16 protein-coding genes are annotated in these 18,687 nt (G+C 63.2%); 10 read left to right on the top strand and 6 right to left on the bottom strand.

Annotated features, from left to right (window positions below; translation table 11 throughout):
- Window positions 1–37 precede the first annotated feature (37 nt).
- Window positions 38–943 (top strand): LysR family transcriptional regulator, encoded by a 906-nt coding sequence (locus tag C7402_RS35555; RefSeq protein WP_116613895.1) that lies wholly within the window; start codon window positions 38–40, stop codon window positions 941–943.
- 44 nt (window positions 944–987) lie between these two features.
- Here C7402_RS35555 and C7402_RS35550 read toward each other — a convergent pair whose 3' ends face one another.
- The 4 genes from C7402_RS35550 to C7402_RS35535 form a co-directional block, all read right to left on the bottom strand.
- On the bottom strand, window positions 988–2,613 hold the full coding sequence (locus C7402_RS35550; protein ID WP_116613894.1) for an APC family permease: 1,626 nt from the start codon (window positions 2,611–2,613) through the stop codon (window positions 988–990).
- A gap of 364 nt (window positions 2,614–2,977) precedes the next feature.
- Window positions 2,978–3,760: a class II aldolase/adducin family protein gene (locus tag C7402_RS35545; protein WP_116613893.1), complete on the bottom strand. Its 783-nt coding sequence runs from the start codon at window positions 3,758–3,760 to the stop codon at window positions 2,978–2,980.
- 62 nt (window positions 3,761–3,822) lie between these two features.
- The gene (locus C7402_RS35540; RefSeq protein ID WP_116613892.1) at window positions 3,823–4,755 is read right to left on the bottom strand and encodes an electron transfer flavoprotein subunit alpha/FixB family protein; all 933 of its coding nucleotides are present in this window, start codon (window positions 4,753–4,755) and stop codon (window positions 3,823–3,825) included.
- Window positions 4,756–4,770: 15 nt separating this feature from the next.
- Window positions 4,771–5,520, bottom strand: coding sequence for an electron transfer flavoprotein subunit beta/FixA family protein (locus tag C7402_RS35535; protein ID WP_116613891.1), 750 nt, complete (start codon window positions 5,518–5,520; stop codon window positions 4,771–4,773).
- A 562-nt stretch (window positions 5,521–6,082) separates the two neighbouring features.
- Here C7402_RS35535 and C7402_RS35530 point away from each other — a divergent pair.
- The 7 genes from C7402_RS35530 to C7402_RS35500 all read left to right on the top strand — a co-directional run bounded on the left by C7402_RS35530 (window position 6,083) and on the right by C7402_RS35500 (window position 14,428).
- On the top strand, window positions 6,083–8,194 hold the full coding sequence (locus tag C7402_RS35530; RefSeq protein WP_116613890.1) for a hydantoinase/oxoprolinase family protein: 2,112 nt from the start codon (window positions 6,083–6,085) through the stop codon (window positions 8,192–8,194).
- A gap of 3 nt (window positions 8,195–8,197) precedes the next feature.
- The gene (locus C7402_RS35525) at window positions 8,198–9,880 is read left to right on the top strand and encodes a hydantoinase B/oxoprolinase family protein (protein ID WP_116613889.1); all 1,683 of its coding nucleotides are present in this window, start codon (window positions 8,198–8,200) and stop codon (window positions 9,878–9,880) included.
- A 10-nt stretch (window positions 9,881–9,890) separates the two neighbouring features.
- Entirely contained in the window at window positions 9,891–10,721 is an 831-nt protein-coding gene (locus C7402_RS35520) for an NAD-dependent epimerase/dehydratase family protein (RefSeq protein WP_112176642.1), read from the top strand.
- Window positions 10,722–10,758: 37 nt separating this feature from the next.
- Window positions 10,759–11,955, top strand: coding sequence for an NAD(P)/FAD-dependent oxidoreductase (locus C7402_RS35515; protein WP_112176643.1), 1,197 nt, complete (start codon window positions 10,759–10,761; stop codon window positions 11,953–11,955).
- Between the two features lie 33 nt (window positions 11,956–11,988).
- Window positions 11,989–12,729, top strand: a complete 741-nt coding sequence (locus tag C7402_RS35510; protein WP_116613888.1) for an SDR family oxidoreductase — start codon at window positions 11,989–11,991, stop codon at window positions 12,727–12,729.
- A 19-nt stretch (window positions 12,730–12,748) separates the two neighbouring features.
- On the top strand, window positions 12,749–13,501 hold the full coding sequence (locus C7402_RS35505) for an SDR family NAD(P)-dependent oxidoreductase (protein WP_112176645.1): 753 nt from the start codon (window positions 12,749–12,751) through the stop codon (window positions 13,499–13,501).
- Between the two features lie 174 nt (window positions 13,502–13,675).
- Window positions 13,676–14,428, top strand: coding sequence for a FadR/GntR family transcriptional regulator (locus C7402_RS35500; protein ID WP_116613887.1), 753 nt, complete (start codon window positions 13,676–13,678; stop codon window positions 14,426–14,428).
- Between the two features lie 181 nt (window positions 14,429–14,609).
- On the opposite strand, the gene C7402_RS35495 is transcribed toward C7402_RS35500, so the two are convergent.
- On the bottom strand, window positions 14,610–15,782 hold the full coding sequence (locus tag C7402_RS35495; RefSeq protein WP_116613886.1) for a branched-chain amino acid ABC transporter substrate-binding protein: 1,173 nt from the start codon (window positions 15,780–15,782) through the stop codon (window positions 14,610–14,612).
- 407 nt (window positions 15,783–16,189) lie between these two features.
- A complete protein-coding gene (locus tag C7402_RS35490) occupies window positions 16,190–16,402 on the bottom strand; it encodes a DUF1059 domain-containing protein (RefSeq protein WP_112176648.1) in 213 nt (70 codons plus the stop codon).
- A gap of 480 nt (window positions 16,403–16,882) precedes the next feature.
- Between C7402_RS35490 and C7402_RS35485 the strand changes: the two genes are divergently transcribed.
- The gene (locus C7402_RS35485; RefSeq protein ID WP_116613885.1) at window positions 16,883–18,289 is read left to right on the top strand and encodes an FAD-binding oxidoreductase; all 1,407 of its coding nucleotides are present in this window, start codon (window positions 16,883–16,885) and stop codon (window positions 18,287–18,289) included.
- Between the two features lie 35 nt (window positions 18,290–18,324).
- Window positions 18,325–18,621 (top strand): GYD domain-containing protein, encoded by a 297-nt coding sequence (locus C7402_RS35480; RefSeq protein WP_116613884.1) that lies wholly within the window; start codon window positions 18,325–18,327, stop codon window positions 18,619–18,621.
- The last annotated feature ends 66 nt before the right edge of the window (window positions 18,622–18,687 follow it).

Genomic DNA, 18,687 nt, shown 5'->3' with positions numbered 1-18,687 from the left:
TGCCATACCGATTCAGTATGAAGGAGCGTCTACGTCCATGGACCTGAAACAGATGCGCTATTTCCTCGCTGTTGCGGAGGAACAGAACTTCGGCCGTGCGGCGCAGCGCCTGCACATGGCGCAACCCCCGCTCACGCGGCATATCAAAACGCTGGAAGAGGAAATGGGCACCGCGCTTTTCACGCGGACTCCTAAAGGTGCGGAGCTGACCGAGGCGGGCCGCACCTTGCTGGCGGAGGTCCCCAACATTCTTGCGCTTACCCGGCGCGCCACCGAGCAAACGCAGCTCGCGGGGCAAGGCATGCTCGGCCGCCTCGACGTGGGCATCTTCACCTCCGGCGTGCTCCATGCGATCCCGCAACTGCTCGCCACCTTTCACGCCGCGCGCCCCGGCGTGAAGATCGGTCTGCACAATCTCTCGAAAGCCGCGCAGATCGAAGCACTGCGGGAACGGCGCATCACCGTCGGCTTCAACCGGCTCGTGCCCGAGGAGGAAGATATCGTCGTGGAGACCGTGCAGGAGGAGCCCTTCCTCGTCGCCTTGCACGAGGATCATCCTCTGTGTCATAAGGAGGCCGTGCGCCTGCGCGACCTCGAAGGCGAGCCGATGATTCTCTACCCCAACGCGGCGCTCCACGGGCTCGCGCAGGAAGTGACCCAGGCCTTTGCCGACGAGAATGTCGCGCTCGTGGTGGAGCAGGAAGTGGAGGACGTCATCACGGCGCTCGGGCTGGCGGCAAGCCGCTTCGGCATTTGCATCACGACGGCGTCAGCGGGCAACCTCAAGCTGCCGGGGCTCGTCTACCGGCCGCTCAAGTCGCGCAGCCTGCGCCATATCGAACTGAACTGTCTCTACCGCAAGGGCGATACAACGCCGATCCTGCTCGCCTTTCTCGACGTGGTGCGCGAATTTCGCAGGCAGTCGATGCGCCGCGCGCGCTGATCCCCGGCGCGCGGCCGCCATGCTTCAAGGCCTGACGCTGCGAGTCACACGCCGCATTCACCGAGGTCTTCGGCATACGCATTTTCCTCGGAACGCTTGCCGTACCGGGATGGCTCCGCATGAGCCTTGACCTCGCGCGGCGCGCCGGTGCGCGCACCCCAGTGATACACCGCGAGCGCCACTGCGCAGACCATCAGGAAGTCGTACGGATGCGGCACGAGGCCGATGCCGCCAAACGGGCCGAGGTACGACGCAATCAGCGTGAGCAGGTAGTAACCGGCAACCCATAGCGAGCTTCGGATCTGTTGCGCGAACGTCATGACGCCGACCGTTTTCTTCCTCATCACGATGAGGTAGCCCGCATAAAGCGCGATCTGAACACCTAGCAGCCAGCAAAGATTCTGCCAGCCGGTCCAGTACACGATGAACGTCGCCACCACGAACGCGAGAGGACCGACGACGCCGAGCGCTTTCACCCGGAAGGGGCGTTCCATTTCCGGGTGGCTTTTGCGCAGGGCGGCAACGGATACCGGTGCGACCGCATAACTGACGACGAGCGAAGCCGACACCACCGAGATCATGGCTTCCCAGGAAGGGAACGGAAGCGTCCAGAACACCGAAAGCGCGAGCGTGAGCCAGGTCGCACGGCGCGGGATGCCCGACTTCGGATCGACCTTCGCGAAGGCCTTGAAGAAGGTGCCGGAATTCGACCACGCGTACAGGGCGCGAGGCGTTGCACTGAAGAAGATGTTTCCGCATCCTGAAGGCGACACCACCGCATCGATCGCGACGACAACGGCAAGCCACGCAATGCCAAGCTGAATGGCGATGTCATGGAACGGCAGCGACAGCTTCTTGCCGACCGATTCCCAGCCGCCACTGAGCATCGCCGTGGGAACCGCACCGAGAAACGCCACCTGCAACAGGATATAGACCACGCCAGCGGCGATGATCGAAGAAACGAGCGCAATGGGAATCGAGCGCTGCGGGTCGCGCACCTCGCTCGCCACGGCAACGATGGGCGTGAGTCCGAGGAAAGCGAAGATCACCCCGCCGGTCGAAACCGCTGCTTCGATTCCGGAGAAGCCATGCGGCGCAAAACCGGCAACATGGAAGTTCGCCGGTTTGAAGTGCATCAGCAACGTCACGACGATGATCGCGGGCACCACGAACTTGATCGTGGTAATGATGTTGTTGGCGAGCGCGAAGGTACGCACGCTGGAGAAGTTCAGACCGAAGAAGAACACGATCAACCCTAGCTGCACGAACCACCCCAGCGTGCTGGCGTTGCTCGTGCCCGCGACGTTGAGAGCGGGCCACCACGCCGCCGCGTATTGCCGCGCCGCCACCACCTCGAGGCCGACAATGCTCGACATATAGATCACCGTCATGAGACCCATGAGGTACGTCACCATCGGTCCGTGGGACAGATCGAGGTAGCTGATTGCGCCCCCGGGGCTCGGAATCGCCGCGCCCAGCTCGCAATAAACGACGCCTAGCGCAAGCACCGCAATGCCCGCGATGAGCCACGAGAATATCCCCGCGGGTCCGGCGATCGACGCCACGTTGCTGGAAGCAAACAACCATCCGGAACCGAATACGGTCCCAAAGCCGATCAACGCCAGGTCGAACGCGGAAAGACTTTTCTTGAAATGTCTGGAATCCGACATGTTCAGGTATCCTCCATAAACTTGATCCGCTCGAACATCGAGCATGGTGAATCTACGAAATACGAATCCACGGCCATTGCCCGCCGCCGCTTCAGGCCAGGCGCTTTGCGGGTTGGCGAGAGAGATCGTGGAAGGCCGCCGCTACCAGCGGCCGGGCAGGACGGGACAGCGAATCGCTCGCTGCGGCCTGCATCGCGAAGGCATGCATAGATGGTTGTCGCTCCTCCATGAAATCGCCTTCTTGCTTGCCGGCAATGAAGGCGTGGCCAGCGCTCACCGGCGCTTTGTGTGCCTGTGGGACTTTTCTGTTGTTACCGCGCCCCGGCTCACTGCCGTCGCGGGGGATCGAACGGCGCTGCGCCGCTCAGGTACGGTAATCCGCGCCGTCGCGTTCCAGCAGACGCAGTAGCGCGGTCCATTCCCGGTCGAGGTGGACCGTGTCGAGGTACGCGTAGTCGTCGTGCTGCCTGGCGGCGTGTTCGCAGACTTCCGGCGACGGAATGCGCACCTTCTGCCCGGCCGAAAGCGTTGCAACCTGGATTTCGCACGCCTTGTTCAGGTAGAACATGCGCGTGAATGCCTCCGCAACCGAGCGGCCCGTCGTCAGCAGTCCGTGGTTGCGCAGAATCAGATAGTCCTTCTTGCCGATCGACTGCACGATGCGCTCGCGTTCGTCGAGTTCGAGAGAGATCCCCTCGTACTCGTGATAGGCGACGCGATTGTAGAACTGCATGCTGATCTGGTTCAGCGGTAGCAGGCCGCACTCCATCGCCGCGACCGCCATGCCGGGCGTCGTATGAAGGTGCACCACGCATTCCACGTCGTGACGCGCCGTGTGCAGTGCGCTATGGATCGTGAAGCCCGCTGCATTGACTTCGAAGCGGTCGTCGCCGATGGGCTTGCCGTTGACGTCGATCTTCACCAGCGACGACGCCGTGATTTCATCGAAGAACCAGCCATGCGGGTTGATGAGGAACTGGTCGTTCGTCCCCGGAACGCGTGCCGAAATGTGCGTGTAAATCAGGTCGGTCAGGCCAAACCGGGCGGCAAGGCGGTATGCGGCGGCAACCTGAACGCGGGCATCCCATTCGGTCTGCGAAATATTGCGTGGCTTACGGTTGATGTGCGGGTCGGTGGTCGAAATCATTTCCGGCTTTCTCCGAATTTATGGGTAAGTCGAGACAAATGGTGGCTTCGCGCGCAGGCGCGTTAAACGGCGGCCGAGAATTCAGGGACGGCATCGAAAAGATCGCCTACGAGACCGTAATCGGCCACGCTGAAAATCGGCGCTTCTTCGTCCTTGTTGATCGCGACGATGACCTTCGAGTCCTTCATGCCGGCCAGATGCTGAATCGCGCCGGAGATGCCGACCGCCACGTACAGTTGCGGCGCGACGATCTTGCCGGTCTGACCGACCTGATAGTCGTTCGGCACATAGCCCGCGTCCACGGCCGCGCGCGATGCGCCCAGTGCTGCGTTGAGCTTGTCCGCCAGCGGCTCCAGCACCTTCGTATAGTTCTCGCCGCTGCCAAGGCCGCGACCGCCTGAGACGATGATCGACGCGCTCGTGAGTTCCGGGCGATCCAGTTTCGTGACTTCGCGGCTCACGAACTGCGAAAGGCCGCTGTCCGCTGCGGCTTCGAGCTTTTCGATTGCGGCGTTGCCACCTTCGGCTGAGGCTGCGTCGAATGCGGTCGTGCGGACCGTGATGACTTTAATCGGATCGGCCGATTGAACCGTGGCGAACGCATTGCCCGCGTATATCGGACGCTCGAAGGTATCGGGCGATTCGACGGCGGTGATGTCGCTGATCTGTGCAACGTCGAGTTTCGCGGCAATGCGCGGCGTGAAGTTCTTGCCCGCGGCCGTTGCGGGCGCGAGGATGTGCGAATAATTCTTTGCGATGCTCAGGACCGTCGCTTCGACGTTTTCAGCGAGGCCTTGTTCGAGTTGCGGTGCATCCGCCAGCAGCACCTTCGCAACGCCTGCGATCTTCGCTGCGGCATCGGCTGCGGTTTGGGCGTTGTGGCCCGCAACCAGCACGTGAACATCGCCACCCATCTTCTGCGCGGCAGCCACAGTGTTCAGCGTCGCGGCCTTGACGCTCGCGTTGTCGTGTTCGGCAATAACCAGAATCGTCATTTTCAAATCGCTCCCTTACAGCACCTTGGCTTCGGTTTTCAGCTTGTCGATCAGCGCCGCAACGTCGGGCACCTTCACGCCTGCGCTACGCTTGGCCGGTTCCGAGACCTTCAGCGTCTTCAAACGCGGCGTGACATCAACGCTCAGGTCTTCCGGCTTGAGCGTTTCGAGCGGCTTCTTCTTCGCCTTCATGATGTTCGGCAGCGTGACGTAGCGCGGCTCATTGAGGCGCAGGTCCGTCGTGACGACTGCGGGCAACGTGAGCGACAGCGTTTCCGCGCCGCCGTCCACTTCGCGCGAAACCGTAGCCTTGCCGTCGGCGACCACGACCTTCGAGGCGAACGTGGCTTGCGGCAGGTTCGCGAGCGCCGCGAGCATCTGGCCGGTCTGGTTCGAATCGTCGTCGATAGCCTGTTTGCCGAGAATGACCAACGATGGCTGCTCCTTCTCCACCAGCGCCTTCAGGAGTTTCGCCACGGCGAGCGGCTGGAGGTCTTCATTCGACTCGACCAGGATCGCTCGGTCCGCGCCGATCGCGAGCGCCGTGCGCAGCGTTTCCTGCGCCTGCGCCACACCGGCTGAAACGGCGATCACCTCGGTCGCGACACCCGCTTCCTTCAACCGCACCGCTTCTTCAACGGCGATTTCGTCGAACGGGTTCATCGACATCTTCACGTTGGCGATGTCGACGCCCGTGCCATCCGACTTCACACGAACCTTCACGTTGTAATCGACGACCCTTTTCACGCTCACGAGTACCTTCATCTTGCTTTCCTTTCGTCCTGCCAGTTCAATTCGGAACCCGGCTCACCCGGCCGGCTTGCGCTTGAGCGCGCGCCTCATTTTCATTAGTCATGCGAACTGACTCGTTTGGCACTGGCCTGTCCCGGTGTTAACCCCTAAGCACACGCGAAGACCAGAAGGGCTCCGCGCCGACGATCCCAAGCATCAAAAAAATTCGAGAAAATTCGCCTTTTTTCGACCTTCAGGGCTTGTAGAAATCGCCCCCTGCACGAGTCATACGGCATCGTTTGCGACACGCACAGACCACAAACAAACCACTTATAAACAATTACTTACCGAACCCACCCGGCTACTGAACCACCCAGCCAGACGCAAATAATATTGTTCGTGTTGACAGCACTGTAAGACGTCACTCATCATATGTCAACGCGCAAAAAAATGACTTCGAAGCGCAGGACGAACACGGCGGGAACGGCAGCAGGAAATGGGCTGACAATGCCCTTTCACGTCCGCCAGGCGTTCGTCAACAGAAATTCGCGGAGCTTCGCGTCCGCATATGTCTTAAGACTTGAACAGGAGAGTCATGGTGGCCAGTCACGACAAGGCACGGGTGGGCGTCGACATCGGTGGAACCTTCACCGACGTTGCGCTGGAACTGGGTGGAAAGCTTTTCTCCACCAAGGTCCTCACGGACTACACAGCGCCCGAGCGCGCGATCATCAAGGGCATCGGCATCGTGGCCGACAAGGCCGGCATTGGTCTGAAGGATATCGGCGTCATCATCCACGGCACGACCCTCGCAACGAACGCGCTGATCGAGCGACGCGGCGCGAAAACCGCTTTCATTACCACCCAGGGTTTCCGCGACACGATCGAGATGCGCACGGAAAACCGCTTCGAACAGTACGACCTGAACATCAAGCTGCCGCCGCCGCTCATCGAGCGCTGCGACCGCTTTACGCTCGCCGAGCGCGTCGACGCGCAGGGCGGCGTCCTCCTTACGCCGACCGAGGCGCAGATTTGCGCCATCGTGGATCGCATCGAGCAAGGCGGCTACGAGAGCGTGGCGGTTGGCTTCATCCACGCCTATGTCAACGGTGCGCACGAACGCGCGATGCGCGAGGCGCTCGAAAAGCGGCTGCCGCATGTGTCGGTTTCGATTTCGAGCGAAGTGTCGCCGCAGATCCGCGAGTTCGAACGCTTCAACACCGTCTGCGCGAACGCCTACGTTCGCCCCATCATGAAGTCGTATCTGGACCGCCTGCTCGGTGAAGTCCGGGCCGCTGGCGCGGTGTGTCCGATCTTCATCATCCATTCGGGCGGCGGCATCGTGTCGATCGAAAGCGCTTCGGAGTTTCCGGTGCGCCTCGTCGAATCCGGCCCGGCGGGCGGCGCGATCTTCGCCGCGCACATTGCCGCGCGCTACGATCTCAACACGGTGCTCTCGTTCGACATGGGCGGCACGACGGCGAAGATCTGTCTCATCGACGATCTCACGCCGAAGACGGCCAATACGTTCGAAGTCGCGCGCACGTATCGCTTCAAGAAGGGCAGCGGCATGCCCATTTCGATCCCGGTCGTCGAGATGGTCGAGATCGGCGCGGGCGGCGGCTCCATCGCTTCGCTCGACGTGATGCGGCAGATTCGCGTGGGCCCGCACAGCGCCGCGTCCGAGCCGGGTCCGGCGTGTTATCAGCGCGGCGGCGACCAGCCCACCGTGACGGACGCCGACCTGCTGCTCGGCCGCCTCGATCCCGCGAACTTCGCGGGCGGCAGCATCCTGCTCTCGAAGGACAATGCCGCCAGCGCCATGGTCGCGAAGGTGGGCGGCACGATTCACCTGAGCCCGGAAGAAACGGCCTACGGCGTCGCGGAAGTGGTCGACGAGAACATGAGCAACGCCGCGCGCGTTCACGCGGTCGAAAGCGGCAAGGACATCGGCGACTACACGATGATCACCTTCGGTGGCGCCGGCCCACTTCACGCTGCGCGGCTGTGCGAGAAGAGCGGCATCAAGAAGTTCATCGTGCCGCCGGGTGCGGGTGTGGGTTCGGCAATCGGCTTTCTGCGCGCGCCGTTCGGCTACGAAAGCGTTCGCAGCGCGACCATGCGCTTCAACGACTTCAACGCCGACGTGCTCAACGAGATCGTCGGCCAGTTGAGCGAAGAAGCGCTGCACTTCGCTCGCCAGGGCTCGGGCGATGCGGAACCCCAGGTCGAAGTCAAGGCGTTCATGCGCTATGTCGGCCAGGGCTGGGAAATCCCGGTGGCCTTTCCGTACCGCCAGTTCGCCGCGCAAGATCGCACCGCATTTGCCGAGGCATTCACCCGCGCCTATACGCAGTTCTTCGGCCGCCCCATCGACGGCCTCGACATCGAGATCGTGAGTTGGGCCGTGAAGGCAAGCTCGCCGCTGCCGCCGGTCGAGCGTCTCCAGCTCGTCAGCTCGCGCGACGCCGTCACGCCGGCCAACACCCGGCAGATTTTCGATGCGGCGCTTTCGCGCTTCGTCGAAGCCGCCATCGTGGAGCGCGGCTCGCTGAAAGTCGGCGAAAGCGTGAAGGGCCCGGCCATCATCGTCGAGCCGGAAACCTCGACGCTCGTGACCTCGTCCTTCGACGCCATGGTCCAGCCCGACGGCTGTCTGCTCGTTGTCGCCAAAGAACTGAACGCCGCCCGCGCGAACCAGGAGTAAAGCATGTCTCTCAGCAATCTCGACACTATCCACATGCAGGTCATGTGGAACCGCCTGATCTCCGTGGTCGAAGAACAGGCAATGGCACTCATCCGCACGGCCTTCAGCACCAGCGTGCGCGAGGCCGGCGACCTCTCCGCCGGCATTTTCGACAAGCGCGGCCGCATGCTGGCGCAAGCCGTCACCGGCACGCCGGGGCACGTCAACACGATGGCCGAAGCCGTCGAGCACTTCATGAACGACATCGGCGTGGAGCGCATGTATGAAGGCGACGTGTACCTCACGAACGACCCGTGGAAAGGCACGGGACACCTGCACGACTTCACGGTGGTCTCTCCCTCGTTCCACAACGGCGAGCTGATCGGCTATTTCGCGAGCACGGCGCACGTCGTGGACATCGGCGGCCGCGGCTTCGGCCCGGATTCGCGCGAGATCTACGAAGAAGGTCTCTTCGTGCCGATCATGAAGCTGATCGAGCGCGGCGAAGTCAATCGCGACCTCGTCAATATCATCCGCAACAACGTGCGCGAGGCGGACAAGGTAGTGGGCGACCTCTACGCCCTCGCCTCCTGCAATGAAACGGGCCACAAGCGTCTGATCGAAATGCTCAAGGAATTCGATCTCAAGGACGTCGAAGGAATCGGTGAATTCATTCTCGCGCGCAGCCGCGAGGCGACGCTGGAGCGGATCGCCGCGCTGCCCAGGGAAACCGCGACGAACGACATGACGCTCGACGGCTACGACACGCCGGTCAAGCTGAACGTCACGCTCACCGTGGGCGACGATCACCTCCTCGCCGATTTCGCGGGCACGTCGCCGGCGAGCCCCTTCGGGATCAACGTGCCGCTGCTGTATGCGAAGGCGTACGCGTGTTACGGCCTCAAGTGCATCATCGCCCCGGAAGTGCCGAACAACGCGGCGTCGCTCGAACCGTTCCGCGTCCAGGCGCCCGCAGGCTGCATCCTGAACGCGCAGCGCCCAAGCCCGGTTGCCGTGCGCCACGTACTCGGCCACTTCGTGCCCGATCTCGTGCTCGGCGCACTGAACAAGGTGCTGCCGCACCGCGTGCCGGCCGAAGGCTCCGGCGCATTGTGGAACCTGCACGTGAGCGCACGCCCGGCGCGCGAAGGCTCGGGCCTCAAGGGCAGCGAGATCCTGATGTTCAACAGCGGCGGCACCGGCGCGCGCGCGGAACTCGACGGCCTTTCCGCCACGGCTTTTCCGAGCGGCGTTCACGCGATGTCGGTTGAAGCCACGGAACAGGTCGGCCCGATCGTCGTCTGGCGCAAGGAAATGCGCTCGGGTTCCGGCGGCGCGGGCGAGCATCGCGGCGGCCTCGGCCAGATCGTGGAGATCGGCCCGCGCGACGGCTATCACTTCCGCTTCAACGCGATGTTCGATCGCATCGATCACCCGGCGCGCGGACAGTCCGGCGGCCAATCCGGCGCGGCGGGTGCGGTCACGCTTTCCGATGGCTCGCGCATGAAAGGCAAAGGCACCCAGGCGGTCGCGGAGCATGAGCGCGTCACGCTCTCGCTGCCCGGCGGCGGCGGTGTCGGATCGCCGTCGCGGCGCGATCACGCAGCGCTCCTGCGGGACATCCGCAATGAATATATTTCGGAAGCGCAATTGCAGGAAGATTATGGACTGACGCTCGACGCGCTGAATGCGTCGGTCACCCGGTAAGGAGCACAGCATGCCTGAGATTCAAACGCCCCCCTTCAAGAACATCCTGATCACCGGCGCGGCCGGTGCGCTCGGCACGGTGCTGCGCGAATCGCTGCGCCCTTATGCCGAAACGCTCACGCTCAGCGATCGCAGCGCGCTTGGCGAGACGCGCGAAAACGAACGGCATGTCGTATGCGATCTGGCCGACCGCGATGCGGTGTTCGAAATGATGAAGGGCGTCGACATGGTGATTCACCTGGGCGGCGCGCCCAGGGAAAATACCTTCCAGGTCATTCTCGATTCGAACATCGTCGGCAGCTACCACATTTACGAAGCCGCGCGCCAATGCGGCGTAAAGCGGGTGATTTACGCAAGCTCGGTTCACGCAATCGGCTTCTACGAGTGCACGCAGACCATCGACGCGAACGTGCCGCAGCGTCCCGACAGTCTGTATGGCGTGAGCAAGACGTTCGTGGAGAACCTCTCGCGCTACTACTTCGACAAGTTCGGCATCGAGTCCGTGTGCGTGCGGATCGGATCGTGCTTCCCCAAGCCCGTCGATCGCCGCATGCTCGCCACGTGGCTCTCCTATGACGACTTCTCGCATCTGTGCGAGCGCGCCCTGATGGCGCCGAGCGTCGGCCATATGGTCGTGTACGGCAATTCGGCCAACAGCGCGAACTTCTGGGACAACACGCAGGCCGCGTACCTCGGCTTCCGCCCGCAGGATTCGGCCGACGCGTACCGCGCCGAGGTGTATGCCAACACCCCGACGCCCGATCCTCGTCACCCGGCCGTGCGCTTCCAGGGCGGATCGTTCGCGGCCGACGGCCACTTCGAAGACCCGAAAACGAACTGATACTCGCGCCCCCACCTCCTGTCTGGAACTTACCAAGATGGCACAACAGGCATCAAAGACCCATTACGATGTGGTCATCGTGGGTGGCGCTGTCGTCGGCAGCGCCACCGCGTACTTCCTCGCGAAGAACCCGGACTTCAACGGCTCGGTGCTCGTGATCGAGCGCGATCCGACTTACGCGCAGTCGGCAACCGCGCTGTCGAGCGCGTCGATACGCCACCAGTTCTCGAACCCGTTGAATATCCAGATCTCGCGATTCGGCACCGACTTCATCCGCAACTTCCACGAACGGGTGGAAGTCGACGGCGACGCGCCCGAGCTTGGCTTCAAGGAAAACGGCTACCTGTACCTGGGCGACGCCAGGGGCGCGCCGATGTTCGAGCGCAACTACGCAACCCAGCGCGAGAACGGCGCGGACGTCGTGCTGCTCGACCCCGAACAGCTTGCCGCGCGCTTTCCGTGGCTCAATACCGATCAGCTTGTCAACGGCGTGTACGGCCAGTCCGGCGAGGGCTGGTTCGACAGCTACGGCCTGCTGCAAGGCATGCGCAAGAAGGCGCGCGCGCTCGGGATCGAGTACATCGAGAACGAGGTCGTGAACGTCTTGCGCGAAGGCTCGAAAGTCACCGGCGTCGTGCTGAAAAGCGGTGAAACCATTGGCTGCGGCGTCATGGTGAATGCGTCGGGCACGCGCGGCCCGGCAATGGCGCGGCTCGCCGGCCTCGACATTCCCGTCGAACCGCGCAAGCGCTGCCTCTTCGTTTTCGACTGCCGCACGCCGCTCGAAGGCGTCGTGCCGCTGACGATCGATACGACCGGGATCTTCTTCCGGCCGGAGGGAAAGTATTACCTCACCGGCTGCTACCCCGACCCCGACCCGCTCGCCGACGTCAACGACTTCGACGTCATTCATTCGGAGTTCGAAGAGATCATCTGGCCGGCGCTGGCCGAGCGCGTTCCCGCCTTCGAAGCCATCAAGGTCGTGAACGCGTGGGCAGGTCACTACGACTTCTGCATGCTGGACCACAACGCGATCGTCGGACCGCACGCGGAAGTCACGAACTTCCTGTTCGCCAACGGCTTTAGCGGACACGGACTGCAACAGTCACCCGCGATCGGACGCGGCCTGAGCGAGTTGATCGCCTATGGCGAGTATCGCTCGCTGGATCTGCGTCCGCTCGGTTACGAGCGGGTCGTCGAGAACCGCCCCTTCCTCGAGGAAGGCGTGATCTGAACTGCGCCAACGGTGCCCACGGAATAGAACGAGATGAAACCTTCCATCTACCAACGCGCCGTGGTCACCGGCGCGTCGAGCGGAATCGGGCGCGCAATCGCCCGCAAGCTGGCCGGCGACGGCATGCATGTGTATGCGCTTGGCCGCGACCTGGCTGCGCTCGAAACCCTGGCGAGCGAGGGCAATATCACGCCCGTCGCGCTCGACCTGCGGGACTTGACGCCGCTGCGCGATCTCTTCGAGCAGGTTGAGATCGACGTCGTGGTCAACAACGCGGGGCTGCTGCCGGGCCTCGCGCCCTTCCCCGCCAGCTCGCCCGACGACATCGACAGCATGATCGACGTGAACCTGCGCGCGCCCCTGCACCTCGCGCATCTGGCGCTGGCCGGGATGACGCGCCGCAAGCGCGGGCATCTCTTCTTCGTGGGTTCGAGCGCGGGTCGTTTCCCGCATCCCAATACGGCCGTCTACGGTGCGACGAAGGCCGCGATCAGCCTCTTTTGCGACTCGTTGCGCTGCGACCTGCTCGGCAGCAACGTGCGCGTCACGGAGATCGCACCGGGCCGCGTGCAGACCAATCTTTATCGCACGGCGCTGGGCGAGCAGGCGGCGAACGAGAAGCTCTACGAGGCCTATCGCTCGATCCAGCCCGAACACGTCGCGGAACTCATCGCCGCGGCGCTCAACCTGCCCGAGTCTGTGGATGTATCGCGCCTGGAAGTCTTTCCGACCGACCAGGCGCCAGGCGGATCACACATCGTTTCCATGAAGTAATTGCGGAGCCCTTTCAGCCATGAAGAACCAGAAAGTCGTAATCGTCGGCGGTGCATCCGGCCTCGGCCTGTCGATCGCCAACCTGATGCTGGCGGACGGCGCGGACAGCGTCGCGCTGATCGACAAGAACGGCCCGCTGCTGGACGACACCGTTGGGGCGCTCACGGCGCAAGGCCACCGGGTCGTTGGCGTGGAAGGCGACATCACGCGCAAGGCGTCGGCCCACGAGGCGTTCGCGAAGGCGCTAGACGCGCTCGGCCGGGTGGACTGCCTCGTCAACAGCGCGGCGATCTATCCGCGACGCCCGATCCTCGAGATTTCCGATGACGAGTGGGACCTAGAAAACGCGGTCAACATCAAGGGCACTTACCACATGATGGTCGCCGCGATCGAGCACATGCGCAGCCGCGCGAAGGTCGAGCCGAACGTGGCAGGCCGCATTGTGAACATCACTTCCGTCGACGCCTTCAAGGCGCATCCGCAGAACGCCCACTACGCCGCGACGAAGGCGGCCGTCGTGAGCCTGACCAGATCGTTCGCGCAGGAAGTGGCGAAAGACGGCATTCTCGTCAATTCCGTCGCGCCCGCGGGATTCGCAACCGAGCGCGCCAAAAAGCTCGGATTCCTCGGCGAACTCGCCGCCGCGAACCCGCTTGGGCGCGCTGCGGAACCGGAGGAAATCGCGCACTGGGTGGTCATGATGGCCAGCAGCCGGAACACCTATGCAACGGGAGAAAACGTGATCGTCAGCGGAGGCTATATCTACGCCTGACGAAGATCAAAAGCCCTGCCCTCCGCGCTCCGGGGGCGGGGCTGCTCCCATCGGACTGTGGTAAAGTCGTCGTAATATGTCATACGGCGCAGGTCAGACAAGATCCACGCGCCACGCGGTCCGTCTGCATCCGTGAATTGCAGCGCTCTCCTGATCCGGTGTGGAGCACTCGGAATGACTCTGGACGCTGAAACCCTCCTTAAAAGTGCCGCGACCTCCGGAAAGCGGCGCAGCCTCACCGAACTCGTCATCCAGGCGCTGAACGACAAGATCGACCGCGGTGAATACGCCCCGGGCGCGAAGATCCCGATCGAGGCGGAACTGTGCACCGAATTCGGTGTGAGCCGCACGGTGATTCGCGAAGCCGTCGCGTCGCTGAAACTCGGCCGCCGCCTGATTGCGCGGCACGGCGTGGGCGTGTTCGTGGCCGAAGCAGGCAGCCTGTCGAGCGGGCGCGATTTCATCGACGGCAACACGCTTAACAACTCGATGCACGTGCTCGAACTGCGCATTGGCGTGGAGACGGAGTGCGCCGCCTACGCCGCACTGCGGCGCTCCGAAGCCCACCTCAAGGCGTTGAAGGAAGTGTACGCGCGCATGGAGATCGTCTCTGTCGAGGACGACGCCGAGTGTGCGCGGGCCGATTTCGAGTTTCACCTCGCCATCGCCACCTGTTCGGAGAACCCGCACTTTTCGTCTATTCTGCGCACGCTCGGGCAGGAGATCATTATCGATCTGCGCCTCAAGCACGCCAAGGCCAACGCGAAAGAACGCAAGACCTACATCCGCCGCATCCAGCGCGAGCACGCGGACATTCTCGACGCGATCGAAAGACAGGACGAGGCCGCGGCACGGCGCGCCATGCGCCGCCACCTGAACGAAAGCCTCGAGCGCTACCATCACCTGACGAGTACGCGCGCGGAATAACGCCCCGAAACAACGCGTTGCCGCTGCCGGAGTCGAACCGGCAGCGGCAACACCATAAGCATTCCTGAATGTTTCCCCAAAGCGGCTGGCCCGATTCACTCCCTGCCTGCCCGTATTCTCATTCGATCGGGCGGACTTTCCGATTGCCAGGCCCCGATTCAGCGCCGGGTTCGGACCGCATTCAGTTCTGCACCGCCTCCAGCTTCTCGCCATAAGCCACCGCCTGCGGCACCCATTTGCCGTCGACGACCTTGTAGAACGTGGCGGCCGGGTCCTTCATGTCGCCATTCGGCATGAACGCGATAGTGCCGGAAATGCCCACGAACGATTCCGTCTTGATGAGCGGCCCGTATACCTTGGGGTCCGTCGAATTGGCCTTCTTCATCGCGTTGACGAGCACCCAGGTCGCGTCATACGCCGCGGGCGCATAGGCCACCACGCCTTCGTTGTATTTGGCCTTCATCTTGGCGTCGAACTCCTTGCCCTGCTTCATCTTCGAGAGCGGGATGCCGTAGTCCCACGACGTCGAACCGTTCGCGCTCTCGCCCGCGACCTTCAGGAAGGTCTCGTTTTCGAAACTGCCGCCGCCGAGCAGCACCGCACGCATGCCGAGCTGGCGCATCTGCTTGACGAGCATGCCCGCCTGCTGATCGAGTCCGGCCCAGAACACCACATCCGGATTGAACGACTTCATGCGCGTGAGCTGCGCCCGGAAATCCACGGATTTATCGGTCGTGAATTCGCGATCGACCACCTTGCCGCCCGCCTGCTCCACGCCCTTGACGAACTCGTCGGCCATGCCCTGTCCGAACGCTGTCCGGTCGTCGATCACGGCAATGCTCTTGCCTTTTAGCGCCTGCACCGCGGAGTGGCCGGCAAGCTGGCCCATCTGCGCGTCGGAGTTCACCACCCGGAAGACGTTGGCATAGCCTTGCGAGGTCAGGCTCGGGTTGGTCGCGGTGGGCGAGACCATTGGAATGCCGCCGGCGTTATAGATGCGGGATGCGGGAATGCTGGTGCCTGAGTTGAAATGGCCGACCACGCCGGCGACCTTCGAGTCGACGAGTTTCTGGGCGACCTGGGAGCCCGTTCTGGGGTCGCCCTGATCGTCTTCGGCGTCCAGCACGAAATGGACGGGCTGCCCGCCAATCACGAGCTTCTGGGCATTCGCGTCGTCGAGCGCGAGTTCGGCGCCGCGTTTCAGATCGATGCCGTAGTGGGCGGATGCACCAGTCAGCGGCGCCGCGAAGCCTATTACCACGTCGCCCGCGTAGGCGCCGGAGCTGAAGGCGGCGGCGCCGAGCGCCAACGTGACCGCCACGGCAACGCCGTTAAGGGGAAACAGCTGTCTCATTTCATACCTCGACTGGATTGGTCTGGGGAAAAGCTTCCGGCTCGTCATCGCGCAGGGCGCACGACAAGGAGCCTTGACTCGGAACGTCAACGCCGGGCACTCGGGATCGGCAGGCGGGGCTGTCCACCGCGACGCTGATTGATAGACAAGGTATTAGGTAGGACATCATATGTCAACGGGCCAAAATAAAAGTTCGGACCAGGGTTTTCGTGACCCTGGCGGCCCGGTGTCAAATGCCATGGGATGACGGCGCGCGCAATAGCGGCCTGCTGGACAGGGGCATGCCCCGATGACGGGTTCGCCCGTCGCTCACTGAAAGCTGGCTTGCGACCGGCGAGCGCCATGCCCCTTTTTGAACTCAATCGGCTTCTAGTCGACCTGCGCGATCGAGCCCCGCGCTGGCCTCCTCAACCCGCGCGTGGCGTTGCCACAGGGGGCGTGCCGTCGTGAAAGAGCTGGCTGAGCTGCCCGCGCAGTTCAGGCGAATCGGCGTGATGATGCACGCTCACCGCGTGCTGCACCGCCGCCTCCAGAAGTTCCGAGTCGGAATCCGCCGAAATCGCAACCGTGCAATGCATTTCGCTCGGGAACTCCCTACAGTCAATGTATTTTCGAGCCATGGCGAATCTCCTCGTGATGCGGCGATCACCGCGCACGCGCGAGCCGCCCGCGCATGCGTAAAAATTATAGAACCCATGCAATACGCTTGCTAAACTATTAAAACCCGTCCACGTATAACAATCATCTGAATGAATTGCGCAGCACTTTTATTTATCAAGCTGCGTAATTTAGGTTATCTAATTAATCTTCGAGACTTCGCCGGCGCTCCTGCTCCCCAGCCGGGCCGCGCGGCGAAACCCTCGCAGACCGGGCCCGCATGGCCCGTACACTCCGGCTGCGCCCGCCGCCCTTTCTGAAAGCCCCTCCTTCCCGCTTTCCTGTTCCAACGCACGCTGTGCATCGCGCGTGCGAAATCCGCAGATTGATTCGACGATTGACGCGAGGCCCGCGCGGGCGCGCTCAATCCAGCCAGTCCACGCAAATCGCGCTTGCGCGCGCCTGCACGCAGCGCGCGATGCGCTGAATGAGAGAGGTGTGCCATGTCCAGCCTGTCGAGCGATTCCATCGAGACATTGAAAGGCGCGCTACGCGGCCAGGCGCTGCAACCCGGCGACGCGGGCTACGAAGAAGCGCGGCAAATCTGGAACGCGATGATCGAGCGTCGCCCCGCGCTGATCGTGCGCTGCCAAGGCTGCGCCGACGTGCGGCGCGCCGTGGCGTTCGCGCGCGAGTCCGGGCTGCCGCTCGCGGTGCGCGGCGGCGGCCACAATATCGCCGGAAGCGCGCTGTGCGAGGGCGGCGTCGTGATCGACCTCTCGCTCATGAAGTCGGTGCGCGTCGAGCCCGCCACGCGCCGCGCGTATGTCGAGCCGGGCGCCACGCTCGGCGACTTCGATCACGAGGCGCAGGCGTTCAGCCTCGCCACGCCGCTGGGCATCAACTCCACCACGGGGGTGGCCGGCCTCACGCTGGGCGGCGGATTCGGCTGGCTGAGCCGCCGCTTCGGCATGTCGGTCGACAATCTGGTTTCCGTCGATGTCGTGACCGCCGACTGCAATCTGCTGCGCGCGAGCGCCGACGAAAACGCCGACCTGTTCTGGGCGATACGCGGCGGCGGCGGCAATTTCGGCGTGGTCACGATGTTCGAGTTCGCGCTGCACCCGGTCGGCCCCGAAGTGTATGGCGGGCTGGTGGTGCTGCCGATCGACGCCGCAAAGGAAGCGCTCGCGCACTATCGCGAAGCGAGCGCGGCGATGCCGGAGAACTTGACGGTCTGGAGCGTGCTGCGCCTCGCGCCGCCCCTGCCGTTCCTGCCGCCCGAGGTGCACGGCAAGCCGATCATCGCGTTCGCGATCTGCTACACGGGTTCGCTCGACAGCGCGGCCGATGCGGTGGAGCCGGTGCGCCGCTTCGGCAAGCCTTATGGCGAGCATCTCGGGCCCATGCCTTACGCCGCGTGGCAAAAGGCGTTCGATCCGCTGCTTACGCCTGGCGCGCGCAACTACTGGAAGTCGCACAATCTCGCGACGCTGCCGGACGGCCTGATCGACACGCTGCTCGACGCCATCGCGCGGCTGCCCTCGCCCCAGTGCGAAATATTCTTCGGACAAATCGGCGGCGCGACGCTGCGCGTGGCCGCGGACGCGATGGCCTACCCCAATCGCGACGCCCTCTACGTCATGAACGTGCACGGCCGCTGGACCGACGCCGCCGACGACGCCCGCTGCATCGACTGGGCGCGCGGCTTTTTCGAAGCCTCGGCGCCTTATGCGCTGGGCAGCGTGTACGTGAACTTCCTCACCGAGGACGAACGTGCGCGCGTTGAAGCGGCTTACGGCCCGAACATGGCGCGCCTGATCGCCATCAAGACTCGCTACGACCCGGACAATCTGTTCCGGCATAACCAGAATATCCAGCCCGACGCGTCGCGAGCAGGGAGCAACTGATTCGCCATTCGATTGTCAGCGTAAGGAGATTCGTCATGTCGACTTATGTGGTGCTTGCGCAATTCACCGACCAGGGGATTCGCAGCGTAAAGAACAGCGCGCAGCGCGCGGGGCAGGCTGCGGAACTGGCCCGTGGTTTCGGCTGCGAAATGAAGGATATCTACTGGACGATGGGGAAATACGACATTGTCACGATCGTCGAAGCGCCCGACGACGAAAGCCTGATGGCATTCGGTCTCGCGCTCGGCGCGCTTGGCAATATCCGCACGCAAACGTTACGCGCGCTGAACAAGAGCGAATTCTCGGCCATTCTCGGCAAGCTGCCGCAGTAGAAAATTCGCAAAACATTCGCAAAACATTCGTCAAACATCAGGCGGCGGCGAACCGGGTTCCGCCGC

The sequence above is a fragment of the Paraburkholderia unamae genome (assembly GCF_003096875.1).
Taxonomy (GTDB): domain Bacteria; phylum Pseudomonadota; class Gammaproteobacteria; order Burkholderiales; family Burkholderiaceae; genus Paraburkholderia; species Paraburkholderia unamae.
This window is presented reverse-complemented; position numbering and strand designations above follow the sequence as displayed.